24 protein-coding genes are annotated in these 24,351 nt (G+C 69.6%); 11 read left to right on the top strand and 13 right to left on the bottom strand.

All coding sequences use genetic code 11. The features are described from left to right. Position 1 precedes the first annotated feature (1 nt). The 3 genes from ASF27_RS02670 to ASF27_RS02660 all read right to left on the bottom strand — a co-directional run bounded on the left by ASF27_RS02670 (position 2) and on the right by ASF27_RS02660 (position 1,695). Positions 2-817 carry a metallophosphoesterase gene (locus tag ASF27_RS02670; protein WP_056263302.1) on the bottom strand — a complete coding sequence of 272 codons (816 nt, stop codon included), beginning with the start codon at positions 815-817 and terminating at the stop codon, positions 2-4. A 7-nt stretch (positions 818-824) separates the two neighbouring features. Next, positions 825-1,040: a hypothetical protein gene (locus tag ASF27_RS02665; RefSeq protein WP_056166264.1), complete on the bottom strand. Its 216-nt coding sequence runs from the start codon at positions 1,038-1,040 to the stop codon at positions 825-827. Between the two features lie 85 nt (positions 1,041-1,125). Then, the gene (locus tag ASF27_RS02660) at positions 1,126-1,695 is read right to left on the bottom strand and encodes a helix-hairpin-helix domain-containing protein (protein WP_056357490.1); all 570 of its coding nucleotides are present in this window, start codon (positions 1,693-1,695) and stop codon (positions 1,126-1,128) included. A 235-nt stretch (positions 1,696-1,930) separates the two neighbouring features. Between ASF27_RS02660 and ASF27_RS02655 the strand changes: the two genes are divergently transcribed. Continuing rightward, positions 1,931-3,811, top strand: a complete 1,881-nt coding sequence (locus ASF27_RS02655) for an ABC transporter ATP-binding protein (protein WP_056357864.1) — start codon at positions 1,931-1,933, stop codon at positions 3,809-3,811. 18 nt (positions 3,812-3,829) lie between these two features. On the opposite strand, the gene ASF27_RS02650 is transcribed toward ASF27_RS02655, so the two are convergent. Together ASF27_RS02650 and ASF27_RS02645 are read right to left on the bottom strand one after the other, a co-directional pair. Continuing rightward, the gene (locus ASF27_RS02650; protein WP_056166270.1) at positions 3,830-4,279 is read right to left on the bottom strand and encodes a response regulator; all 450 of its coding nucleotides are present in this window, start codon (positions 4,277-4,279) and stop codon (positions 3,830-3,832) included. Further along, positions 4,276-5,409 (bottom strand): histidine kinase dimerization/phosphoacceptor domain -containing protein, encoded by a 1,134-nt coding sequence (locus tag ASF27_RS02645; RefSeq protein WP_056166277.1) that lies wholly within the window; start codon positions 5,407-5,409, stop codon positions 4,276-4,278. Before ASF27_RS02645 ends, ASF27_RS02650 begins: the two co-directional genes overlap by 4 nt. Before the next feature lie 413 nt (positions 5,410-5,822). Between ASF27_RS02645 and ASF27_RS02640 the strand changes: the two genes are divergently transcribed. Further along, the gene (locus ASF27_RS02640; protein WP_056263307.1) at positions 5,823-7,007 is read left to right on the top strand and encodes a patatin-like phospholipase family protein; all 1,185 of its coding nucleotides are present in this window, start codon (positions 5,823-5,825) and stop codon (positions 7,005-7,007) included. A gap of 176 nt (positions 7,008-7,183) precedes the next feature. Beyond that, a complete protein-coding gene (locus ASF27_RS02635; RefSeq protein WP_056166280.1) occupies positions 7,184-8,809 on the top strand; it encodes an ABC-F family ATP-binding cassette domain-containing protein in 1,626 nt (541 codons plus the stop codon). 194 nt (positions 8,810-9,003) lie between these two features. Here ASF27_RS02635 and ASF27_RS02630 read toward each other — a convergent pair whose 3' ends face one another. Then, positions 9,004-9,132 (bottom strand): hypothetical protein, encoded by a 129-nt coding sequence (locus ASF27_RS02630; RefSeq protein ID WP_056087800.1) that lies wholly within the window; start codon positions 9,130-9,132, stop codon positions 9,004-9,006. 144 nt (positions 9,133-9,276) lie between these two features. Between ASF27_RS02630 and ASF27_RS02625 the strand changes: the two genes are divergently transcribed. Beyond that, entirely contained in the window at positions 9,277-10,527 is a 1,251-nt protein-coding gene (locus tag ASF27_RS02625) for a nucleoside transporter C-terminal domain-containing protein (protein ID WP_056263309.1), read from the top strand. 79 nt (positions 10,528-10,606) lie between these two features. Here ASF27_RS02625 and minE read toward each other — a convergent pair whose 3' ends face one another. The 4 genes from minE to minC (ASF27_RS02605) form a co-directional block, all read right to left on the bottom strand. Continuing rightward, positions 10,607-10,873 (bottom strand): cell division topological specificity factor MinE, encoded by a 267-nt coding sequence (minE, locus tag ASF27_RS02620; RefSeq protein ID WP_056087796.1) that lies wholly within the window; start codon positions 10,871-10,873, stop codon positions 10,607-10,609. After that, on the bottom strand, positions 10,870-11,685 hold the full coding sequence (gene minD / locus ASF27_RS02615) for a septum site-determining protein MinD (RefSeq protein WP_056166289.1): 816 nt from the start codon (positions 11,683-11,685) through the stop codon (positions 10,870-10,872). Before minD ends, minE begins: the two co-directional genes overlap by 4 nt. A gap of 14 nt (positions 11,686-11,699) precedes the next feature. Next, positions 11,700-12,401, bottom strand: a complete 702-nt coding sequence (gene minC / locus ASF27_RS02610) for a septum site-determining protein MinC (protein ID WP_056263311.1) — start codon at positions 12,399-12,401, stop codon at positions 11,700-11,702. 180 nt (positions 12,402-12,581) lie between these two features. Further along, complete coding sequence (gene minC, locus ASF27_RS02605) at positions 12,582-13,241, bottom strand: septum site-determining protein MinC (protein WP_056166294.1); 660 nt, start codon at positions 13,239-13,241, stop codon at positions 12,582-12,584. A gap of 454 nt (positions 13,242-13,695) precedes the next feature. Here minC (ASF27_RS02605) and ASF27_RS02600 point away from each other — a divergent pair, with 454 nt between their 5' ends. The 7 genes from ASF27_RS02600 (at position 13,696) to ASF27_RS02570 (ending at position 21,222) form a co-directional block, all read left to right on the top strand. Continuing rightward, complete coding sequence (locus ASF27_RS02600; RefSeq protein WP_056166297.1) at positions 13,696-14,031, top strand: hypothetical protein; 336 nt, start codon at positions 13,696-13,698, stop codon at positions 14,029-14,031. Continuing rightward, positions 14,028-15,548 (top strand): PepSY-associated TM helix domain-containing protein, encoded by a 1,521-nt coding sequence (locus ASF27_RS02595; protein WP_056357488.1) that lies wholly within the window; start codon positions 14,028-14,030, stop codon positions 15,546-15,548. The genes ASF27_RS02600 and ASF27_RS02595 overlap by 4 nt, the downstream gene beginning before the upstream one ends. After that, entirely contained in the window at positions 15,545-15,883 is a 339-nt protein-coding gene (locus ASF27_RS02590; protein ID WP_056166302.1) for a DUF3325 domain-containing protein, read from the top strand. The genes ASF27_RS02595 and ASF27_RS02590 overlap by 4 nt, the downstream gene beginning before the upstream one ends. Positions 15,884-15,965: 82 nt before the next feature. Beyond that, entirely contained in the window at positions 15,966-17,258 is a 1,293-nt protein-coding gene (locus tag ASF27_RS02585; protein ID WP_056357485.1) for an ArgE/DapE family deacylase, read from the top strand. Positions 17,259-17,420: 162 nt separating this feature from the next. After that, on the top strand, positions 17,421-18,812 hold the full coding sequence (locus ASF27_RS02580) for a hypothetical protein (RefSeq protein WP_056357482.1): 1,392 nt from the start codon (positions 17,421-17,423) through the stop codon (positions 18,810-18,812). A gap of 186 nt (positions 18,813-18,998) precedes the next feature. Further along, the gene (gene typA, locus ASF27_RS02575; RefSeq protein WP_056166316.1) at positions 18,999-20,819 is read left to right on the top strand and encodes a translational GTPase TypA; all 1,821 of its coding nucleotides are present in this window, start codon (positions 18,999-19,001) and stop codon (positions 20,817-20,819) included. A 133-nt stretch (positions 20,820-20,952) separates the two neighbouring features. Then, positions 20,953-21,222, top strand: coding sequence for a hypothetical protein (locus tag ASF27_RS02570; protein ID WP_056303039.1), 270 nt, complete (start codon positions 20,953-20,955; stop codon positions 21,220-21,222). Positions 21,223-21,325: 103 nt separating this feature from the next. On the opposite strand, the gene ASF27_RS02565 is transcribed toward ASF27_RS02570, so the two are convergent. The 3 genes from ASF27_RS02565 to ASF27_RS02555 form a co-directional block, all read right to left on the bottom strand. Further along, positions 21,326-22,981, bottom strand: a complete 1,656-nt coding sequence (locus ASF27_RS02565) for an acyl-CoA synthetase (protein ID WP_056357478.1) — start codon at positions 22,979-22,981, stop codon at positions 21,326-21,328. A 124-nt stretch (positions 22,982-23,105) separates the two neighbouring features. Continuing rightward, positions 23,106-23,294, bottom strand: a complete 189-nt coding sequence (locus ASF27_RS02560) for a hypothetical protein (protein ID WP_056166324.1) — start codon at positions 23,292-23,294, stop codon at positions 23,106-23,108. Between the two features lie 24 nt (positions 23,295-23,318). After that, positions 23,319-24,269: a LysR family transcriptional regulator gene (locus ASF27_RS02555; protein WP_056166326.1), complete on the bottom strand. Its 951-nt coding sequence runs from the start codon at positions 24,267-24,269 to the stop codon at positions 23,319-23,321. Positions 24,270-24,351: the final 82 nt, after the last annotated feature.

The following is a 24,351-nucleotide window of genomic DNA, read 5'->3' as shown; positions in this document are numbered from 1 at the left end:
CCTACTCGGCGTCCCGCCAACCGCTGCCATGCCACAGCCGCACGGTCACGGTGGCGGCGCCGTCCGCGATGACGATGCGGTTGTAGGCGTTGGGTTCGGAGCCGCGCAGGCGGGTCGAGGTGGCCGAACCCGCTTGGACCGCGAGCAGATGCCCGCGTCGGCCCCGCATGACGCCCCGGTCCACCGTGTCGTTCGCAGCACCCGAGGCGTCGGCTTCGGCGAACCGGGCGTAGTGCCGGTGGAGGTGGCCGGCGAGGGTCAGTCCGACGCCCTGGCGCCGGAACGCGGCGAGCGCCAGGTCGGCGCGGCCGACGAGGCGGGCTTCCTCGTCCCAGGGCGGCGGCATGAACGGGTGATGTCCCACCACAATCCGGAACACGTGCGCCGGCATGGCGGCGAGCCGCGCCTCGGCCTGCACGATCTGGCGCCGCCGGATCTTGCCCTGCGACCAGTCGGCCTCGGGCGCCCAGGTCCGCACTGTGTTGAGGCAGACGATGCCGATCTCGTCGTCGAGATGGGTCGGCTCCGTGCTGGGCGCGATGTAGCGGCGGTAGCGCGCGAACGGCCGGAGGAAGCGCTGCACGAGGTGGAACGGCGAGATGTCGTGGTTGCCCGGCACGGCGATCCACGGCGCGTCGAGGCGTGCCAGGAAGGCCCGGGCCGCCGCGTACTCCACCTTGCGCGCACGCATGGTGAAATCCCCCGACGCGATGACGAGGTCGGGACGATCGCGGTTGAGTTCTGTGATGAGCCCCTCGACCACGGCCGGGTTCGTTCGGCCGAAATGCAGGTCCGAGATGTGGGCGAGGCGCCGCAACGCCGGTTTATTGCTGGGCGCGGTTGATGATCGCCTGGAGCGCGCGAGCCACGGGCTCGGTGACGGTCTTGCGGTACTTGCGGTGAACCAGCTGGCCGTTGTGGTAGATGTCGTGCTCCACGTAGAGCTTCTCGCCGTCCCAGCGGACGATGTTGTCCGTCTCGGTGGTCTCCTCGACGCCGAGATCCTCGCGGAAGGTCACGCCACCGGCTTGCGCAAACATGGTCGGTCCTGGGCTCGATACGGCTGGCGTCGCCGCGGTGTCAGTGTAGGCACCCGCCGCGCCCGACGCTACCCGTCCCGCATCCTCAACGCACCGTGACCTGATCCTTGATCCGCTCGTAGGTCGCCCGGCTCAGGACGCGCTTCGACAGGAGCTGATCGACGGACGCGTAGGGCCGCTTCTGCACGATGGAGCGGCCGATCATGCCCCCGCCCTTGAGGCCGTTGAGCTCGGCGACGCTCGCGGTGTTGAGATCGGCGATGGCCATGGCGCGCGGGCCGGCATTGTCGGACGCGCTGGCGACCTCCCCTTCGCCCGCGGCGATCGAGGGCTCGAACGTCAGGGGGGCGGATGGGGCGGATCTGGCGGGCACGGGCGGCGTCGGGGGCGTGGGCGTCGGTGCGAGGGGAGGGGGCATCGGAGCGGCGGATGCGACAGGGGCCTGCGGTATCGGCTGGACGGGCGCCGGGGGGGCTGCCGGAACGGGCGCAGGGTCGGCACGGCGCACGGTGCGCGGTGGATCCACCGGCACGGCCGCGGGCCCCGGATCGGAGTCGACGGTCGCGGGCGACCAGTAGCGCTGGACGATTCCAGCCAGCCCGGCCGCCACGATCAGGAGGACCACGACCCGCAGGAAGGCTGAACCGCTGAGCATTCGGTGGCGGCCTCGGATACGAGAAACGATCCCACGTTTATCATGGGTTACAGGTCGATGCCCCGGCGCGGACGCGACGGGCGGCAATCTCCTGTCGATAAAAGCTCCTTTTGCCACCCGTCCGATCGCACGGGGATCGTCCGATCTCTCAAGGCACCGGCGCCACGGCCTGCGACAGCCCGGCACCGCCGGCCGGGATCGACGCATGGGCCCGGCCCCGCCATGGTCCGCGCCGATGCCAGCACCCCGTCCCGACCCCGCTCCCTCCACCGCGCCGCCGGACGGTGCCCTCGCCGAGCGCTTCGGCGCCCTGCGCCATCTGCCGGCCCTCGCCCGCCTCGTCTACGCCGCGAGCCCGCGCCTGCTGCCGGCGAGCCTCGCCCTGCGGCTCGCCCGGGCGAGCCTGCCCGTGTCGATGCTCTACGTGGCGAAACTCATCCTCGACGCCATCGTGGCCGAACATGCCCGACCGCACCCCATCGGCCTCGGCATCGACGCCTGGATGGCCGATCCGGCCTTGAGGCACCTCGCCGGACTCGTCGTCCTCGAATTCGGACTGGCGATCCTGTCCGATCTTCTGGGCCGTGCCAGCACCCTCGTCGACGGCCTTGTCGCCGATCGCTACGGCAACGCCGCCAGCCTCCGGCTCATGCGCCACGCCGCCGACCTCGATCTCGCCCAGTTCGAGGATGCGGCCCAGCAGGACCGCCTGGAGCGGGCGCGCCGGCAGGTCACCGGCCGCTCGAACCTGCTGTTCCAGCTCTTCGGCCAGGGGCAGGACCTCATCACCCTCGCGGCCTTCGCCATCGGGTTGGCGGCCTATGCGCCCTGGCTCATCCTCCTCGTGGCCCTGGCCCTGGTGCCGGCCTTCCTCAACGAGACGTACTTCAACCGCCAGGGCTACCGCCTCGCCTGGACACGCACGCCGGAGCGGCGACAGATCGATTACCTGCGGACGCTGGGTGCCAGTGTCGAGTCGGCCAAGGAAGTGAAGCTGTTCGGCCTCAACGGCTACATCGCCGAGCGTTACGGTGCCCTCGCGGAAAAGCTCATCGCCGACAACCGGGACCTGGCCCTGCGCCGCGCCGCCTGGGGCGGCGGCTTCGCGGCCCTCGGCAGTCTCGCCTATTACGCAGCCTATGCCACCCTGGTCTGGCGTACGGCGGCCGGACAGTTCTCCATCGGGGATCTCGCGTTCCTGGCCGGATCGTTCCAGCGCCTGCGCTCCCTCATCGAGGGCCTGCTGCAGGGGGTCTCGCAGATCGCTTCCGGGGCACAGTACCTCGACGACCTGTTCGCGTTCTTCGCCCTCGTGCCGTCCGTCCGCTCGCCGGCCTCGCCGATTCCACTCCCGAACCGTATGGTCGAGGGAATCGTCTTCGAGGATGTGGGCTTCCGCTATCCGGGCACGGATCTCTGGGCGGTGCGCCACCTCGGGTTCCATCTTCGCGCCGGCGAGGTCCTGGCGCTCGTCGGCGAGAACGGCGCCGGCAAGACGACCATCGTCAAGCTGCTGACCCGGCTCTACGACCCGACCGAGGGCCGGGTTCTCCTCGATGGACGCCCTCTCCCGGACTACGATCTCGACGCGCTGCGCGCCCGCATCGGCGTGATCTTCCAGGATTTCGTGCGCTTCAACCTCACCGCCGGCCAGAACGTCGCGGTGGGCCGGATCGAGGCACGCGCCGACGAGGCGCGCATCGCCCGTGCGGCGCGGCGCAGTCTGGCCGACGCCGTGATCGCACGCCTGCCGCTGGCCTACGACCAGCCGCTCGGCAAGCTGTTCGCCGAAGGCGTCGATCTCTCCGGCGGCCAGTGGCAGAAGATCGCGCTCAGCCGCGCCTACATGCGCGAGGCCGAGATCCTCATCCTCGACGAGCCCACGGCAGCCCTCGACGCACGGGCCGAGTTCGAGGTGTTCCAGCGTTTTCGCGACCTCAGCCACGGGCGCACGGCGGTGATCATTTCCCACCGCTTCTCCACGGTCCGCATGGCCGACCGCATCCTGGTTCTGGATGGTGGCCGGGTCCTCGAAGCCGGCACCCATGCCGAGCTGCAGGCCACGGGCGGCCGATACGCCGAACTGTTCGAGCTGCAGGCAGCCGGCTATCGCTGACGCCGTCCCGCGCCCGCGTCAGTCCCGCAGGCTGTCCATCTGCGCCCGGTAGTCCGGGGCCAGGTTCAGGCCCAGGGGCGCGTCCATGGTGGGTGGCGGATTGCGCACGCAGGCCTCCAGATACGCGATGGTATCGAGGATCACCGCTTCGCTGAAGGGTTTGGCGATCACACCGACCGCTCCCTCGAAATCCTCGGAGAAGCGCCGGGCGTTGGCGGTGACGAACACGAGCATGGCATCGGATTCGTCCCGCAGGGTCCGGACGATATCGAGGCCGGACGAGCCCCCGCGCAATTGCAGATCGACGAACACGATGTCGGGCTGGGTTTCGCGCGCCAGGCGGATCGCGCCCTGTGCCGTGTCGGCGGTCCCGACGACCGCGTGACCGCAATCCTCGAGGAGAAATTCGAGCTGCATCGCGACGAGGGCTTCGTCTTCCGCGATCAGGACCCGAAGGGGTTCGCTCACGCTGTCTCCCTGCTGGTGGCGGTCTCGAGCGGCAGGCGGATGTCGATCCAAGTTCCGGGCCGCGCTCCGGTATTGGCAGGCTGCCAAGCGATACTCGCGTTCAACTGACGTGCCAAGCTTTCGATGAGGCGTTTGCCGAAGGAACGATTGCCCAGGACTTCGCGCGGCATCCCGACCCCGTCGTCGGAGATCCCGACGATGAAATGATCGCCGTCGGGTTTCACCACGATGGACAGCAAGCCCTGCGCTTCGCCCGGAAAAGCGTGCTTCAGGGCGTTGGTGATGAGCTCGTTCATGATCAGGGCGATGGGGGGCGCCTTCTCGACCGGGACCTCAACCGCTTCGAGGTCGAAATGCAGGCCGATGCCGGCCCGGCCCGAACCGCGGACGAGATCGGAGGCGAGTTCGCGGGCGAATTCGGCCACATCGAAGCGACGCACGTCCTGTGATTGGTACAGCCGCTTGTGTACCGTCCCGAGGGCTTCGATCCGGGTCAGCATCGTCTTCATCGCCTCGCGCGCCGCCGGATCGACGATGGCACGGGTTTGCATGGTCAGGAGCGAGGCGATCATCTGAAGATTGTTCTTCACGCGGTGGTCGACCTCGTGGACCAGCATGGTCTTCGCCGCCAGCGCCTCGGTCAGATCCTGTGTCCGCTTGCCGACCTCGCGCTCGAAATGTTCCTTCTCGTGCTGGATGCGCTTCTGGGCATCGACGCGTTCGGTGATGTCGAGCTGCGAGGCGAAGAAGTAGAGCAGTTCGCCCGCCTCGTTGATGACCGGGCTCATGTAGAGGGCGTTCCAGAACGTCGTCCCGTCCTTGCGGTAGTTCAGGATGTCGATGGAGATGTCGCGCCGCGCATCGACGGCCTCGCGGATCTGGCGAACGGCGTTGGGATCGGTGTCGGCGCCCTGCAGGAATCGGCAGTTGGTGCCCATGATTTCGTCTCGGCGATAACCCGAGAGCCTGAGGAAGGCGTCGTTGACGAACACGATGGGATTGTCGCCCCGGCGCGGATCGGTGACGATCATCGCCATGCGCGTCGCGCGAATGGCGGCGGCGAAGGGATCGCCCTTGCCGTGCTCGACCATCAGGTCGTCCGTGAGGTGCCAGGCGTCGTCCCGTTCCATCGTCCTGCCTTCTGCTGGAGGCCCGGGACCCCCGGGCGATCCTGTTCGTGCCGCTCGTTCTCGCTGTGCACCCGCTTGGTGTCCCCGCTTGCCGAAAGTCCCGGCGCGCGGAGCCGCAGGGTTTGCGCCTCGGGCGATGGCGCCGAACGGGTTTTCGTGACGGGTTTTCGTGGAGGCGCCAGTCCGATCCGGTTCGTAACCGTGACCGTGCACCGCTTTAAATTCGGGACGCGGGTGAAAGTTCAATCCGTCCAGTAACCTGAAGCGGCGACCACGCCTCAGGCCGCCGGCGACCGGATGTGTCCCCGATACCACGCCTCGACGGAGAAGCGAGACGGGCCGGAACACCCCAACGGCCAAGCTGGTTCTCGTGCTACGTAGATCCGGTGGGATCGGGCGGTTAGGAAATATCGATGTCTCGTCGTCTCGGGTGGTCGCGCGGCGTCCTCGCCCTTCTCCTGGCCGGTCAGCTCGGCGCCTGCGGCTCCACGCCCCGCGTTTCCTACACGGCGAGCGAGGCCGCCGCCGCCACGGTGCCGGGCATGGACCTGTCCGTGCGCGCCTACGCGGACGCGTCCGAGACGACCTTCACGGAGATGGCCGCCCGGCCCGAGAACAAGAAGGTGCCGTTCGCCTATCTCGCCCTGTCGGGCGGCGGTGGCGACGGGGCCTACGGCGCCGGAATTCTCAACGGCTGGACGGAATCCGGCAAGCGCCCGGAATTCTCCCTCGTCTCGGGTGTCTCCACCGGAGCGCTCATCGCACCCTTCGCCTTCGTCGGCCCCGAATACGACGCGGTCCTCAAGGATATCTACACGAGCGGCGTCGCCTCCACCCTGGTTCAGTCGCCGAGCGTCGCCAACGTTCTGTTCGGCTCCGGCCTGTTCGGCGACGGGCGACTGCGCGACCTCGTCCGCCGTTACGTGACGCCGGACCTCCTCGCCGCCATCGCCACCCAGCACGCCAAGGGCCGCCGCCTCCTCGTGGTGACCACCAACCTTGATTCCCAGCGCGCCGTGATCTGGAACATGGGCGCCATCGCGACCAATGGCGGACCCACCGCCCTCGACCTGTTCTCGGACGTGCTCACGGCCTCCGCCAGCATCCCGGCGGTGTTCCCGCCCCAGCTCCTCGACGTGCAGGCCGAAGGCCGTGCGTTCCAGGAAATGCATGTGGACGGCTCGGTGGTGACGCCGGTGTTCACCCTGCCGCAATCGTTCCTGCTGCGCGACGGGCGCTTCAAGGCCGGCGCGAAATCCGACATCTACGTGATCATCAACGGTCGTCTGGAGCCGGAATTCGACCTCGCGCAGAACAACACCCTGTCCATCGTCGAACGCTCGTTCACCACGGCGAGCCGTGCCCGCAGCCGGGCCACCATGGCCACGACCTACGCCTTCACCAGGTCCAACGGCATCGGCTTCAACCTCACCTACATCGACGAATCGGCGCCCAACACCACCGCGGCCCGGGGCTTCGACACGGGCTACATGCGCAGCCTCTACGAGAGCGGCTTCCAGGCCGGGCGCACCGGCACGTTCTGGCGCAAGAACGTGCCGACCGCGCCCCTGCTGAAGACCGTCGCGGAAGCCCGCTGAGGCGGCACCACGCATCACGAGGGCCACCCCTGTTGGGGTCGGCCCGGGTCTCCGGAGCCGAGAACGAGGGCCACCCCTGCGGGGGTGGGTCTCGTGTCTCATGCTGCAATGCGATAGGAAGCCGGTTCCCCGTGGGTCGCTCGTGAGCCCGCGCCCCTTCGGCGAACCGTGGCTGCATGATCCAGATCGAAGACCTCACCTTCAGCGCCTGGGGCCGGCGCTTCTTCGACCGCGCGAGCGTCGCCATCCCACCGGGCTCCAAGGTCGGGCTGGTGGGACGCAACGGGGTCGGCAAATCGACCCTGTTCAAGATCATCCTCGGCGAGTTCCAGCCCGACGGCGGCGCGATCCTGCTGCCGAAGACCGCCCGTGTGGCGAGCGTCGACCAGGAGCACCCGGCGACGCCCATCAGCCTCATCGACACGATCCTCGCCGCTGACACGGAGCGCGAGGCCCTGAACGCCGAGCTCGAGACCGCCGAGCCCGAGCGCATGGGCGAGATCTACGGCCGCCTCATCGAGATCGACGCCGACCGGGCGCCCGCGCGCGCCGGTGAGATCCTGGCCGGCCTCGGCTTCTCCGTGGCCGACCTCGAACGCCCTATGGCCGAGTTCTCCGGCGGCTGGCGCATGCGGGTGGCCCTCGCCGCCGCACTGTTCGCCGAGCCGGACATGCTGCTCCTCGATGAGCCGACCAACTACCTCGATCTCGAAGGTGCCCTGTGGCTGGAGGCGCGGCTGAAGCGCTATCCGCACTCGGCGCTCATCATCAGCCACGACCGCGAACTCTTGAACAATTCCGTCGACGCCATCCTGCACGTGGCCGGCGAGAAGCTCGAGCTCTACACGGGCGGCTACGACGACTTCGAGAAGCGCCGGGCGGAGAAGGCCCGCCTCCAGGCCTCGACCAAGGTGAAGCAGGAGGCCGAGCGCGCCCACCTGCAGAGCTTCGTCGATCGCTTCAAGGCCTCGGCCTCCAAGGCCGCACAGGCGCAGTCGCGGATGAAGCGTCTGGCCAAGATGGAGCCCATCGCCACCACCATCGAGGAGCACGTGGCCCCGTTCCACCTGCCGTCGCCGAAGCGGCCCCTGGCGCCGCCCCTCATGCACCTCACCGGCGCCAGCATCGGCTACGGCGACGACGCGCCGATCCTGCGCGACCTCAACCTAACCCTCGACGTCGACGACCGCATCGGGCTGCTCGGCGTCAACGGGGCGGGCAAATCCACCTTCGCCAAGATGGCGGCCGGTGCCTTGTCCGTCCGCGACGGCCGGATGGTGCGCGAGGGGCGCGTGCAGGTCGGCTGGTTCCATCAGCACCAGATCGAGGCCCTCGATCCGAAGGACACGCCGCTCGCCATCATCCGCCGCGAGCGACCCGACGACAGTGAATCCGCCCGCCGCGCCAAGCTGGCGAGCTTCGGGCTTCCCTTCGACAAGCAGGAGACCACCGTGGACGCCCTGTCGGGCGGCGAGCGGGCGCGCCTGCTCCTGAACCTCGTGGCCATGCAGGCGCCGCACCTGCTCATCCTCGACGAGCCGACCAACCACCTCGACATCGACAGCCGCCGGGCGCTCCTCGATGCGCTCAACGATTACGGCGGGGCGGTGATCCTCATCACCCACGATCGCTCGCTGATGGAGCTCGTGGCGGACCGCCTGTGGCTGGCGGCGGACAACACCGTAACGCCGTTCGCCGGGGATATGGACGATTACGCGAAGTTCGTTCTCGACCGCACCCGCGCGGGCCAGCGCGCGCCGGGGCAGGGGCGGGAGAAGAAGGGCAAGCGCCGGGCGGCGTGAAACGGACGCTTCTTCGACCGCGAACTTCATCCTGAGGTGCCGCGAAGCGGCCTCGAAGGAGGGCTGTAGGGAACGCGGCGCCTTCTGGAACCCTTCTTCGAGGCCTCCGCTTTGCTCCAACGCCTCAGGATGAGGAGGCGGGAGGGGAACACTGAAACGCCGCCATCCCGAGGGACGGCGGCGCTTTAAAATTCCTACTTGCGCAGCAGCTTGGTGACGAGGCGTCCGATCGGGCTGCTCGACTCGTAGTTGCGCTCGTCGCGCACCACGGGGCGGTCCTCGTTGCCGAGGATCTTGGTGACGAGGCGTCCGATGAGGCTCATGGCTGGCTCCGGGTGTCGAGGGGAGCGCCGGCGATAACGGCGCAGCTTGACCCATCAACACGCAGGTCCCGATACCTGTTCCCATGGGACGCGCGCCGTGACGGCATCGGCCTTGCTGGCGAAGGCCGAAACACGCGAGGCCGGATGACCGACAAGCTGCTCCACGCCGGCGCGAGCCTGGCCTTTCTCCTCGTCGTCGGGATCCTGTTCTCGACCGACCGCCGGGCGATCCGCCCCCGGGTGGTGCTCTCGGCCCTCGCCCTTCAGGTGACGCTCGGGGCCCTCGTGCTGTTCGTGCCCTGGGGACGGGCCGGGCTCGCGGCGGCGGCCGGCTTCGTCCAGACCGTGCTCGGCTATGGCGACCGCGGCACCGCGTTCCTGTTCGGCGGCCTCGTCGAACCCAGGATGTTCGAACTGTTCGGCGGCAGCGGCTTCATCCTCGCCTTACGCATCCTGCCGCAGATCCTCTACGTCTCCGCCCTCATCGCGGTCCTGTACCATTTCGGCGTTATGCAGGCGGCGGCCCGTGCCGTCGGGTCGGTGCTGCGGCGCGTGCTCGGCACCTCGCCCATCGAGACGTTCTCTGCCGTCATCACCATCGCCATCGGCCAGAGCGAGATCGCCATCGCGCTGCGGCCCTTCCTCATGGCGCTGACCTCGGCCGAACTCTTCGCCGTGATGTCGAGCGGGGCGGCCTCGACCGCCGGTACCATCCTGGCCGGCTACGCGGCGCTCGGCGTACCCATGGAGTACCTCTTGGCGGCGAGCGTCATGGCGATTCCGGGCGGCCTGCTCTACGCCAAGATCCTGGTGCCGACGACGGAGCCGACCCGCATCGTCTCCACCCACGTCACCTTCGGCGAGACCCGGGCCGTCAACGTCATCGAGGCGGCGGCCGACGGCACCCAGAAGGGGCTGGGGGTGGCGGTGTCCGTGGGGGCGATGCTCATCGCGTTCACGGGCCTCATCGCCCTGCTGAACGGCTTCGCCGGCTGGGCCGGCGGCGTGTTCGGATGGCCCGGCCTCAGCCTGGAAGGCGTGCTCGGCGCCGCCTTCGCGCCCCTGGCCTGGCTTCTGGGGGTGCCCTGGAGCGAGGCCGGTTTCGTCGGAGGTGCGCTCGGCCAGAAGATCGCCTTCAACGAGTTCCTGGCTTACGCCCGGATCTCGCCCGTCCTCAAGGACGGCAGCCTCGATCCCCGCACGGGCGCGATCCTGTGCTTTGCCCTGTGCGGGTTCGCCAACCTCACCTCGGTGGCGATCCAACTCGCGAGCCTGTCGAGCCTGGCGCCCGAGCGTCGTCCCGAGATCGCCCGGTTCGGCCTGCGGGCGATCCTGGCCGGGACCCTGTCCAACCTCACGAGCGCGGCCCTGGCGGGCCTGTTCATCGGAGGGTGAAACGCGAAATTTCCGTCTGAAATGCGAAGCGCGCGCGGAGGGCTGCACCCCGCGCGCGCTTCGAATTGTCGAGCCTGGCTCAAGCCGCCTTGCGGGCCACCAGGGGGACGGGCAGTTCGATGTCGACGCCGAGGGTCGAGACGTCCTTGCCCCGGTCCAGGCGGATCTGGACCTTGTCCTGTTCGACGATGACGTGCTTGGCGATCACCGCGAGGATTTCCTCGCGAAGAATCATCACGAGGTCGGAGCCGCCGGCATTCCCGCGCTCATGCGCGAGGATGAGCTGCAGGCGGTCCCGCGCCACCGGCGCGGACCCCCGCCGGTTGAACATCTTGCGAAGGCTCATGCCGCCCTCCGGGTGAACAGCTTGTTGAGAAGGGACTTCTTGTCCGACGGAATCGCCATCGGCACCGTATCGCCCTTGAGGCGGCGGACCGCGTCGATGTAGGCCCGCGACGGGGCGCAGAGCGGGTTGTTGAGGGTCACCGGGCAGCCGACGTTGGAGGCGCGCAGGACTTCCATGCTCTCGGGGATGATGGCCAGCAGCGGGATCGAGAGGATCTCGAGCACGTCGTCGATCTTGAGCATGTCGCCCCGGTCGGCCCGGGCGGCGTCGTAGCGGGTGAGGATGAGGTGCTTCTCCATGGTCTCGCCGCGCTCGGCCTTGAGGGTCTTCGAATCGAGGAGCCCGATGATCCGATCCGAATCGCGCACCGAGGAGACTTCCGGATTGGTCACCACCACGGCGAGATCGGCGTGGCGCATGGCCAGCGTCGCGCCGCGCTCGATGCCGGCAGGCGAATCGCAGATCACCCAGTCGAACTTTTCGCGCAGCTCGTTCATGACGCGGGCGACGCCCTCGTCCGTGAGCGCGTCCTTGTCGCGGGTCTGCGAGGCGGGCAGCAGGGAGAGGTTCTCCAGGCGCTTGTCGCGGATGAGGGCCTGGTTGAGCTTGGCGTCGCCGTTGACCACGTTGATGAGGTCGTAGACCACGCGGCGCTCGGCGCCCATCACGAGGTCGAGGTTGCGCAGGCCGACGTCGAAATCGACCACCGCCACGCTCTGGCCCGCCTGCGCGAGCGCCGCACCGAGGGCCGCCGTCGTCGTCGTCTTGCCGACGCCGCCCTTGCCTGATGTCACGACCAGAATCTTGGCCATACGAGCTGTCTCCCTCAATCCAAGGATGCGAATTTGATGGCGCCGCCATCGAGCCAGATCTGCACGGCCTGGCCGCGCAGGTGGGTGCCCATGTCCTCAGCCGTGCGGACGAGGCGGTCGATGCCGAGGAGTTCGGGCTCGAACTTGCGGCAGCAGATGCGGGCGCGGGGGTTGCGGGCGGCGCCGGCGATGGCGCGCCCCCGCAGGGCGCCGTAGACGTGGATGGACCCGCCGGCGAGGATCTCGGCCCCCGAGGAGACCGAGCCCATCACGGTGACGTCACCGGTGGGGTGGACGATGGACTGGCCCGACCGCACGGACCCTTCGATGGTCAGCGAAGTCGTGGCCGGCTCCGGAGGCGCCGGCGGCTCCTCCGGCACGGTCGGGATCTCGACGGTCGAGACCCCGCGGCCCGCGCCGAGCCAGGGCGGGCGCCCCGGACCGACTAGGGGAAGTTCCGAGCCCTCGATGCCGAGGATGCGGATGCGGCGGCTGCCGAGATCGGCAAGCAGCCGGTCGAGGCCGGGGGCGTCCGGCGCGAGTGCCGCGACGTCGAGGATCAGGGCGCGCCCGTCGAACAGCGTCGGCGAGCGCTTCAGGGCCTCGTCCAGATCGGCGAACCAATCGGGAAGCGGCAGCTCCGGGGCCAGGACGAGCGCCTTGAAGGCACGGCCACGAAGCTCAACGGATCGGCGGGGAGTGGGGGCGCTGGTCACGGCGTCTCGCGATTCCTTACCAGACCATTGATGCCCGGTATGGTTACCGCTTCGTTAACGAGCCGTGTTCAAAGGATTAAAGATTGCCCCTGTCCCGGGATACCGTGATCCCCGGAGCACAGGACGGGCCCGGTGAAGGAAACAGGCTGGGCCGAAGCGGGGCGCCGGGCCGAGGCTCGCTCAGTCGAGAGCCGCCACCTTGATGGTGTCGCCCTCGAGCCGCACCTGCGCAGGCAGGCCGCGCTGGACGGGCCCGAGGTCGTCGGCCGTGCGGTAGAGGCCGTCGATGGCGATGAGTTCGGGCTCGAACTTGCGGCAGGTGATGCGCGCCTCCGGGTTCCCCGCCGCCCCCGCGATGGCCCGCCCCCGCAGGGCGCCGTAGACGTGAAGCGAGCCGCCCGCGATGATCTCGGCGCCGGACGCCACGGAGCCCATCACGGTGATGTCGCCGTCGAGATGCAGCACCGTCTGGCCGGAGCGCACGGGCGCGTCGAGGATCAGGGAGCGGGCCGGCGCCGGTGACGAGGCCACCGACATCCGGGCCTCGGGCGCCTCGGCCTCCGGAGCCGCAACCTCCTCCACGGGGCGTCCGCCGGCCAGGGGCGGCGGCAGGCCGTCGCCGAGGAGACCGTGCGCCGCGCCCTCGATGCCCATCACGGTGACGTTGCGGCCGGAGAGGTCCGCCACGAGGGCCCGCAATCCCTCCCGGTCGAGGCCGGCGCCCGAAATTTCGAGGATCACCGGCCGCCCGACGAAGAAGGCCGGCGAGCGCCGGGCGAGGGCGTCGAGTTCCTCCAGCCATTCGGCCACCGGCGGCACCGGCGCGAGGACGAGGGCCATGAACGAACGGCCGCGAAAGCGGATCGGGGGGCGGGCGGGGTTCGACGGACTGACGGCGGAACTTGCGGACACGACATCTCTCTTCCGAGGGGAGGGGCCGCGGCCCGTTGTGAACGGAAGCCCCGAAATGGTTCTTGGCCGGCGAAGTGGTTCTCGGCCGACATGTTAACCCGGAGCGAGTCTCCGAGTGGACCTCCATTCGGACCGTCAACACGATTTGAAACGGCTTATTCCACGGCTGCGCTCTCGGTCAGAAGGAGGGCTGCGGGAGGTTTCGGCAAGGACACCGATATTCAGCAAAGCAACTTTGGAATGGTTCCATAACATACCGATTGCCCGCGTAAGTGGGAGATCGGTATAGCGGAGCGCATCCAATCTGAGACGGCGGTGCGTAGCCTCGGGGCGATGGTCCCGGCCTTGCCGTCCGTGCGACCGCCGATCGAAAGTGCCGCCGATGCCGGACGAAACCGCCCTGCGAAACCCCGGTCGAGGCCTTGGCTGGCGTGTGCGTGCCGCCGTCGCCGGCCGCGTCGTGCTCGCCACCTTCGGCGGTTACGCCATTGCGGCGCTGTCCACCGCGTTCCTGTCCCTCGTGCTCCCCATGGTCCGCTCCGAGGCCGTGGCGACGGCGACCCTGCTCAGCTTCGCCGTCATGGTCGGCGCCGTGGTCTGGGTGTTCGCCGCCCGGACCCTCGTCCGGGCCGCCCTCGGCCTCGCCATTCCGGGCATCCTGCTGGGCGGCGGCCTGTGGCTCGCCCTCGCCCTCGTGGATACGGCGTCGCCGGCATGAAGCAGGGGTTCCGCCAATCCATGGCGTGGCTGCACACCTGGGCCGGTCTCGTGACCGGCTGGGTGATGTTCGCCGTCTTCGTGACCGGCACGGCGACCTACTACCGGACCGACATCTCCCTGTGGATGCGCCCCGAGCTGCGGGCCGCCGCCGTCGAGCCGGGAATCGCGGCCGAGCGCGGCGCAGCCTACCTCAAGGTCCACGCGCCGAAGGCCTTGTCGTGGTTCGTGTCCGTGCCGCAGGAGGATCGGCCCCTCATCGGGGTGTACTGGCTCGACAGCTTCGAGGCGCCGATCCAGCAGGCGACCCTGGACGCCGAGACCGGCGCGCCGACCACGGCGCGGGCGACGCAGGCCGGCGATTTTCTCTACCGCTTCCACTACGAACTGCAGATGATGCCCGAGATCGGGCGCTGGATCGTCGGGGCCAGCGCCATGGTGCTGCTCGTCGCCCTGGTCTCCGGCATCGTCACCCACCGGCGGATCTTCGCGGACTTCTTCACCTTCCGGCGGGACCGATCGGCCCAGCGCGGCTGGCTCGACGCCCACAACGTCACGGGTGTGCTCGCCCTGCCGTTCCACCTCATGATCACCTACACGGGCATCGTCACCCTGGCGTTCACCCTCATGCCCTGGGGCGTCGCCTCCGCCTACAAGGGCGACGCCATGCGGTTCTTCGTGGAGACCGGGCAGACCCCGGCCTGGCGCGCCGCCGCCGGGCGCCCCGCCGAGGCCCTGCCCCTGGCACCCCTCATGGCGCGGGCGCAGGCGGAGGTGTCCGAACCCCTCGAAATGGTCATCGTCAACAATCCGGGCGACGCCGCCTCTACGGTGGCGGCTGTCTTCGAAGAGCCCAAGGGCCTCGCTCACCGCCACCCGCAGGTAGTGTTCGAGGCGGTCTCGGGCGCGGTGATCGCGCGCCTCGGGACCTTGAAGCCCGTCGCCCACGTCTTCACGAGTTTCCTCGGCCTGCACGAGGCGCATTTCGCCGGGCCCGCCCTGCGGGTGCTGTTCTTCCTGTGCGGCCTCATGGGTTCGGCCACCATCGCCACGGGCCTCGTCCTGTGGGCGGTGGCGCGAGCGCCGAAACCCGGCACCGCGCCGGACTTCGGCCTGCGCTTCGTGCGCGGCCTCAACCTCGGTACCATCCTGGGCCTACCCATCGGAATCGCGGCGTTCTTCCTCGCCAACCGGCTCCTGCCCGTGGCCCTGGAGGCGCGCGCTACCTGGGAGGGCGGGGTGTTTTTCGGTGCCTGGGGGCTCGCTGCCGTCGTCGGTCTCCTGCGCCCCCACGACCGGACCTGGCGTGAGATGGGCACGGCCGCCGCCCTCCTGTTCCTCGCGATCCCCCTCGTGAGCGCCCTCACCACGGACCGAGGCTTCGACTTCATCGGGTTCGACGCCGCGATGATCGCCATCGGCCTCGCCCTGGCCTGGGGCGCCCGCAAGGTCTCGCGGTATCGCGGTCCGGCCCGCACCCGCCCGGCCACCGCCCCCGAATCCCTGGCTCGCGCATGACCCCGTCCTCCGTCGCCCTCAATCTCGCCCTCAGCTTCGCGGGGCTCGCCGCCCTCTGCCTCGCCATGGACCGCCACCACCGGGCGATCTTCCACGGCGCCCCTTCGCGGGCACGGGCGCGGGCCCTGCGCTGGACCGGCTGGTGCGGGATCGCCGCCTCCTTCGCCGCCGCCGTGATCACGGCGGACTGGAATTTCGGACCGGTGCAGTGGATCGGGTCGCTCACGGGGGCGGCGCTGATCCTCGTCGGCCTGGTCTCGTACCGGCCGCGCTGGATCCGCCCGGCGGCCCTGGCCGCCCTGCCGCTCGCCGCCGCCGCGGCTTTCCTTACCTGAAGTGTCCTGCCTCACCTGAAGCGTCCTGCCTCGCCCGAGGCGCCGGGGCGTCCTATCGTCGGCCGATCCGACAGGAGTGCCGATGCCCCTCGACCCCGCCCTCACCGCGCGCATCGCCGCCTCCGTCGCGGCGGGATTCCCCGAGCAGGTCGCCCACACCCAGGCCCTGGTCAGGTTCGGGTCCGTCCGGGGCCATGAGGGCGCGATCCAGGATTTCGTGTTCGATGCCTATGCGGCGCGCGGCTACGCGCCGGAGCGCGTCGCCCTCGACGGACCGGCGCTGGCGGCCCATCCGGGCGCCGGACGGGTGACGGAGGCGCAGTCGCGCGCGCCCCTGGTGATCGCGACGCATCGGCCCCGCGACCCCGTCGGCCGCTCCCTCATCCTCCAGGCCCATGTCGACGTGGTGCCGACCGGCCCCGCCGATCTGTGGACTCACGCGCCGTTCGATCCGGTCATCGACGGCGACTGGCTGTACGGGCGCGGCGCCGCCGACATGAAGGCCGGTCACGCCGCCAACCTGTTCGCCCTCGATGCCCTGCGCCGCATCGGCCTCCAGCCCGCCGCACCGGTCATCCTGCAATCCGTGGTCGAGGAGGAATCCACCGGCAACGGCGCCCTGATGACCCACTTGGCGGGATACCGCGCCGACGCCGTGCTGATTCCCGAACCCGAGGACGAGAAGCTCGTGCGCGCCAATATCGGCGTGCTGTGGTTCACCGTGGCGGTGCAGGGCCGCCCGACCCACGTGCGCGCGATGGGCGCCGGCGCCAACGCCATCGATGCCGCCTACCGGGTCGTCGGAGCCCTGCGCGCCCTGGAGGCACGCTGGAACGCCGACAAGGCTGGCCGGCCCCATTTCGACGGCGCGGCGGACGCCATCAACCTCAATGTCGGGCGGATCGAGGGCGGCGACTGGGCTTCCTCGGTGCCGGCCTGGTGCCGGATCGCCTGCCGCATCGGCCTGTATCCGGGCGTGGCGGCGGCGGACGCCGCCCGTGCCGTCGCGGACGCGGTGGCGGCGTTCGCCCGCACCGACTCGTTCCTCGCCGCCGCCCCGCCCGTCGTCACCTTCGACGGCTTCTTCGCCGAAGGCTACGTCCTCGAACCGGGCTCGGAGGCCGAGGCGGTGCTGGCCGCAGCGCACGCGGGTGCCACGGGCGAGCCGCTCCAAAGCTTCATGTCCCCGAGCTACCTCGATACCCGGGTCCACGCCCTCTACGACCGGGTGCCGGCCCTGTGCTACGGCCCCATCAGCCACGATATTCACGGCTGCGACGAGCGCGTGAGCCTCGCCTCCGTCCGGCGCGTCACCACGGCGATCGCGCTGTTCGTCGCCGAATGGTGCGGCGTCGAGGCGATTGCGGCGGACTGATCCGGCCGACCGCCGCCGGGTGACGGCCCCGTCCGCGACGCCATGTGGACGGGTGGGTCTGCGTCCGATCGGACCCCTTTTGCCGGTCCCGCGCGCACGCTACCACTCTCGCCCGTGACACAGTTCCGCTTCATCCCCCGTCTGGTACGCCGCGCGACGCGCTTGTTCCCTCTCGCCATCGGGCTCCTGCCCCTAGCGACGCCGGGTGCGGCCCAGGCCCCCGACCCGGCCTGCTTCCCCACCGCCGGGGGCGCCCTGGAGATCTGCCGGGGCGGCGAGGCCGAGGGCGTGTTCTTCGCGCCCCGGGCCTGCGAATCGGCCTCGAACGTGCAGATCGTCCGCACCGCCGGACGCACCGGGCGGCTTCAAGCCATCTACCAGGCCGAGGCGCCCATGGGTGGACGGCGCGGGGGCGAAACCTGCCCGGCGCGCCGCGTCGTCAGCCCCCTCGATGGCGGAGCCGTCCGGTCGGGCGCGATGCCCGAGCAACTCGCCACGGTCATGCCGCCGACGGAGGCGCGCCTGTGGGAGCTGGCCCGCGTGGTTCACCGCGAGCAGCGGAGCCGCCGGCGCGCACGCGAGCAGGCTCCGGCCATCGTCGAGGCGGCGCCCGAGGGGATCGCCGCGCGCCATCCCATGGTGGTGGCCGGACGCGATTGGAGCGGGGACGACTACTCCTACGTCTTCCTCCTCACCACCGTCCCGAGTCCGAGCGGAAATCGCCATGCCCTGATGCAGGCCCGCACCGCGGATTTCGAGCGCTTCGACATCCGTGGGCGAGCCGAGGACGGGGTCGCCTGGGTGCCGTTCACCCCGGAGGGCGGCAAGCGGCGCCGATCCCGGCGCGGCGGCGCCGCGCCCGCCCCCAGCGCCGTGCTCGACGAGACCGGCGCGCCCGTCGTCGGCCATTGCCCGGGCGAGGGCTTCGACCGGAACGACCTCGTCGGCTCCATCAGCGTGGTCGATCGGGTCTACCACTACTTCTACACCGACGTGCTGCCCTCCGATTGCGACGCTCCCATCGCCCGGCGCCGCCTCGGCCTCTACCTGCGCACGAGCCGGGACCTGACGGTCGACCGGCCGTGGTCGTCGGCCCGCCTCGTCGCCGAGCCCCTGCCGGGCCCGGCCCTGGTGCGCGTGGCCAAGGCCAAGGGCATGGACCGATGGGCCGTGGCCTACAGCTGCAACCGGCCGGCCAACACCATGGACGGCCCGGTGGCGGACCTCTGCGTCCAGTACACGGCCGACCTCGCCATCGGATCGCTCGCCGGCCTGACGTGGTATTCCGAGCCCGTGGCGATCATGCGCTCCCCGGCCTATCTCGGCCTGCGTTCGGGCGGCGACGGCAGCGGCCGCTACGGACGAGCGCAGCATTTCTGGATGACCGACCGCTACGGCAACCTCGACACCCCGGGGAGCTATCCGGCGAAGGCCGGCTTCATCACTTGGCTCGACCGTCTCGCCCCGGGCTACGACGAACCGGGTCCGTCCTCGGTCTTCGGCCGGCCGGTCTACTGGGGCACGTGGTCCGTGCGGCCGGTGGAGGCGCGGTGAGCCTGCCCCGAGCCCGGCTCCGCGTCCGGCGGGGAGCCACCATGCCCAGGCTCGGAGCTCCGCCCCCTTGCCGGAACGCCCGACACCTTCTATTGCGACGCGATAGCTCGATCCCGTGACCCGGCGCAGCCGGCCGCATTCCTGCGGCCCGTCGCGTGACGGGCTCTTCTCGCTTCCGGATACCCTATGAAGCTTCGCAACATCGCCATCATCGCCCACGTCGACCACGGCAAGACGACGCTCGTCGACAAGCTGCTGTCGCAGTCGGGCTCGTTCCGCGAGAACCAGCGCGTCGAAGAGCGCGCCATGGATTCCAACGACCTCGAGAAGGAGCGCGGCATCACGATCCTGGCCAAGGCGACCTCGGTCGTCTGGAAGGACACCCGCGTCAACGTCGTCGACACCCCCGGCCACGCTGACTTCGGCGGTGAGGTCGAGCGCATCCTCTCCATGGTCGACGGCGTGATCGTGCTGGTGGATGCCGCCGAAGGCCCGATGCCCCAGACCAAGTTCGTGGTCGGCAAGGCCCTCAAGATCGGCCTGAAGCCGATCGTGGCGATCAACAAGGTCGACCGCCCCGACGCCCGCATCACAGAGGTGGTGAACGAGGTGTTCGACCTCTTCGCGGCCCTCGATGCCACCGACGACCAGCTCGACTTCCCGATCCTGTACGGCTCGGGCCGCGCCGGCTGGATGGCGACCTCGCCCGACGGTTCGCAGGAGGACGGCCTCGCGCCCCTGTTCGACCTCGTGCTCGCCCACGTGCCCCAGGCCAAGGTCGAGGAAGGCGCGTTCCGGATGCTCGGCACCCTGCTCGAGGCCAACCCGTTCCTCGGCCGCATCATCACCGGCCGCATCGCGTCCGGCACGGTCAAGCCGAACCAGGCCATCAAGGTCATGGACCGCACGGGCAAGCTCGTGGAGACCGGCCGCGTCTCGAAGATCCTGGCGTTTCGCGGCCTCGAGCGTTCGCCCATCGAGATCGGTGAGGCGGGCGACATCGTCTCCATCGCGGGCCTCGTGAAGGGCACCGTCGCCGACACGTTCTGCGATCCGCAGGTCGAGACCCCGATCCAGGCCCAGCCGATCGATCCGCCCACCGTCACCATGTCCTTCATCGTCAACGATTCGCCCCTCGCCGGCACCGAGGGCGACAAGGTCACGAGCCGCATGATCCGCGACCGCCTGTTCAAGGAGGCCGAGGGCAACGTCACGCTCAAGATCGAGGAGGCCGAGGACAAGGATTCGTTCTACGTCTCGGGTCGCGGCGAATTGCAGCTCGCCATCCTCATCGAGACCATGCGCCGCGAGGGCTTCGAGATCGCCGTGTCGCGTCCCCGCGTGGTGCTGTCGAAGGACGAGGACGGCGGCGTGCTGGAGCCCGTCGAGGAGGTCGTGATCGACGTCGACGAGGAGTATTCCGGCGTCGTCGTGCAGAAGATGTCCGAGCGCAAGGCCGAGATGATCGAGATGCGGCCGTCGGGTGGTTCCCGCCTGCGCCTCGTGTTCCACGCGCCCACCCGTGGCCTCATCGGCTACCAGGGCGAGCTCATGACCGACACGCGCGGCACCGCGATCATGAACCGCCTGTTCAAGGCCTACGAGCCTTACAAGGGCGAGATGATGGGCCGCCGCAACGGCGTGCTGATCTCCAACGACAAGGGCGAGGCCGTGGCCTACGCCATGTGGAACCTGGAGGATCGCGGCCCGATGATGATCGAGCCCGGCGCCAAGGTCTATCAGGGCATGATCATCGGCGAGCACAACCGCGAGAACGACCTCGAGGTGAACGTGCTCAAGGGCAAGAAGCTCACCAACATCCGCACCACCTCGAAGGACGAGGCCGTGCGCCTGACCCCGCCGATCCGCATGACCCTGGAGCGCTCGCTCGCCTGGATTCAGGACGACGAGTTGATGGAAGTCACGCCGAAGTCGATCCGCCTGCGCAAGACCTACCTCGACCCCAACGAGCGCAAGCGCTTCGAGCGCTCGGGTGGCGCCGCGTAACGCGCCGCACCATTGGACTGGGAAAAGGCCGGGCATTTGCCCGGCCTTTTCTTTTTTGCGAAACTCGCGCGCGGACCACATCGGGTGTGCCGATGTCCGGGCGACATCGAAACGCCGCAGCGGAGGTTTCGAAGTGAACCACCCCAAGCTGTCGGCGCTGCTCGTCGGCGCCCTGACCGCGATCGGTACCTTCGCCGCTGGCCTCCTGGCGTTCAGTCTCGGCATTCGCTGGCTTGCGACGGGCGACGGGGAGAAGGCCGCGTTCATGATCTGGATCTTTTCGCCCGTTCTGATCCTAGCCCTTCTAGGGAGTGCTGGGCTGGGCCTCTGGCAATCGCATCACCGTTATCGCCGCAGTCTGAATGGGCGCCATTGCGGATCGAAAAGTCCGGCGGGGTCGTGATGAGATCGACTTCAGATCGCGCGAGCGCGACCGGCTCCCCCGCCTGGAAGGTGTGGGGACACCCGTTTCACCACGTCACCGAACTCATCCGGCGGCGACCATGTCATTCGGCCTTCGCCCGCTCCCGCAAAAGATACTTCTGCACCTTGCCCGTCGCGGTCTTGGGCAAGTCCCCGAACACGATGTGGCGCGGCAGCTTGTAGCCGGCCAGCCGCTCGCGGCACCAGGCGATGAGGGCGTCGGCCTCGAGGGTAGCGCCGGGTTTGAGTTCGACGAAGGCCATGGGGGTCTCGCCCCATTTCGGGTCCGGCCGGGCGACCACGGCGGCGGAGGCGATCGCCGGGTGGCGGAACAGGGCGTCCTCGATCTCGATGGAGGAGATGTTCTCGCCGCCCGAGATGATGATGTCCTTCGCGCGGTCCTTGAGCTGGATGTAGCCGTCGGGGTGCTTCACCCCGAGGTCGCCCGAGCGGAACCAGCCGCCCTTGAAAGCGGCCTCGGTGGCGGACGGGTTCTTGAGGTAGCCGCGCATCACCACGTTGCCGCGGAACATCGCCTCGCCCATGGTCGTCCCGTCGGCCGGTACGGACTCGCAGGTTTCGGGATCGCGGATGTCGAACCCTTCGAGCACGGGGTAGCGCACGCCCTGGCGCGCCATCTTCTCGGCCCGCGCATCGGCATCGAGGGCGTCCCAGTCCCGGTGCCAGGCGTTCACCACCGCCGGTCCGTAGGTCTCCGTCAGCCCGTAGAGGTGGGTCACGTCGAAGCCGGCCGCCCCCATGGCGGCCAGCACCGCCTGGGGCGGGGGCGCGGCGGCGGTGAGGAAGGCGACCCGGTGGGGGAGGGGGCGGCGCTCGCCGTCGGAGGCTCCGAGGAGGAGCTGCATGACGATGGGCGCGCCGCACAGATGGGTGACGCCGTGCTCGGCGATCGCCGCGTAGAGCGCCCCGGCCCGCACCTGCCTGAGGCAGACATGGGTGCCGGCCACCACCGAGAGGGTCCAGGGGAAGCACCAGCCGTTGCAGTGAAACATCGGCAGGGTCCAGAGATAGACCGGATGCTGCCCGAGGTTGCCGGTGATGACGTTGCCGAGCGACAGCAGGGCCGCGCCGCGATGGTGATAGACCACCCCCTTGGGGTCGCCCGTGGTGCCGGAAGTGTAGTTCAGCGCGATCGCGTCCCACTCGTCCGCCGGCATCGCCCAATCCGCCGCCGGATCGCCCTCGGCCAGAAGCGCCTCGTAACCGAGGCTGCCGACGGCCGAGCCGTTGCCGGTGAACACCGGATCGTCGACATCGATGACGAGGGGTTTCACCGTCGCCTGCGCCAGGGCGCACGCGACCACCGTGGAGAACTCCCGGTCGATGACGAGGATCTTCGCTTCGCCGTGATCGAGGCAGAAGGCGAGGCCGGCGGCGTCGAGGCGGGTGTTCAGGGTGTTGAGCACGGCGCCGGTCATCGGCACCCCGTAATGGCACTCGATCATCTCGGGCGTGTTGGCGAGCAGCACCGCCACGGTGTCGCCCCGGCCGATGCCGCGTGCGGCCAGGGCCGCGGCGAGGCGTCGGCTGCGCGCGTAGAGGTCGGCGTAGGTCCGGCGCAGGGGCCCATGGATCACCGCGACGTGGTCGGGAAACACCCGCGCCGCGCGATCGAGGTAGCTCAGGGGCGTGAGCGGCTGATGGTTGGCCGGGTTCTTGTACAGATCCCGGTCATAGATCGAGGGTCCGGCGGCCGGGGCCGAATCGGAGGCGTTCATGGCGTGTCTCCCTTTCGGGATACCGTACCGGTCGGCCTTCGGCCGACAAGTGGCCCCCGGCCGGCAAAGGTCCTTCGGTCGACAGGGGGCCCCGGCCGGCAAGGGACGCCCCGCAAAGGGCGCGTCAGCCGCCGCCGGGATCGGTCTCGTCGTCCGGCGTGCCGCCGCCCTGGGGACCCGCGCCGGGCTTGCCGTCGGTCTTCTCGTTGGGGTCCATCACGGCGTCCGGGGCCGCGTTGGCGGGCTTACCCTGAGGGCCCTTCCGGGTGTCTTTCGCGGCATCCTGAGACGTGTCGTCGTGATCGTCGGCCATGGGCGTCCTCCTCGGTGTTCGCTCCTAACGCGCCGCACCGAAGGCGGTGCCCGGCGCCTCGGCCTCGGCGAGGCGAAGGATGGTGGCGCGCAGCCAGCGATGGGCCGGGTCGTCGTCGTAGGAGGCGTGCCACAGCATCGAGATCGCCACATCCTCCAGCTCCACGGGGGCCGGGCTGACGCTGAGCCCGAGTGCCCCGGCGAAGAAGGTGGCGAGGCGCGCGTGCATGGTGGTGATCACCGGGGCGCTGCGCACGAGGAACGGCACGGCGAGGAAGCGCGGCGTCGTCACCGCCAGGGTCCGGCTCATCCCGAGTTTCGCCAGGGCGTCGTCCACCACCCCGTGGGCGGTCTCCTTGAGGCTGGTGAGGACGTGGGGGAAGCGGACGTAATCGGCGAGCGAGATCGGGGGCGTGATGCCGACGAGGTCGGCGTTGAACATGCAGAGGTAGTTGTCGCGGTAGAGCAGGCGGCGCTTGTGATGCGTCTGTCCCTCCGTGAAGAAGCCGATGCCGAGGTCGACCCGGTCGGCGTCGAGCTCCTGCAGGATGCGGATGCGGTCGATGGAGCGCAGCAGCAGGCTGATCCCGGGCGCCTCCGCCCTCAGGTAGGCGAGCAGCCGCGGCCCGAGCAGCACCTCCGCGCTGTCGGGCAGGCCGATGGTGAAGGTGCGCGTGACCGTGCGCGGGTCGAACACCGCGTCGCGCCGGACCAGGGACTGCACCTGCCGCAGCAGGGTGCGGACGGGCTCGGCGAGCGCCAGGGCGCGCGGCGTCGGGCGCATCCCCTCGGGCGCCCGGGTCAGGAGTTCGTCACCGAACAGCACCCTTAGGCGCGCCAGCGAAGAGCTCATGGCGGATTGGCCGATGCCGATGCGTGCGGCCGCACGGGTGACGCCGCGCTCGGACAGGAGGGCGTCGAGGGCCACCAGGAGGTTGAGGTCGATCCGTGATAGATCGACATGGTCAATAGTCATTATCGATGCGTTCTGTTTGATCCATGGTGCACCGCACTGCATATCGGGTCCAGACGCAACGGCACACCGCTCCTTGCCCACA

The sequence above is a fragment of the Methylobacterium sp. Leaf102 genome, from assembly GCF_001422425.1.
In the GTDB taxonomy this organism is placed as follows: Bacteria; Pseudomonadota; Alphaproteobacteria; order Rhizobiales; family Beijerinckiaceae; genus Methylobacterium.
The sequence above is the reverse complement of the archived record's forward strand: the minus strand, read 5'-3'. Positions and strand labels throughout refer to the sequence as shown.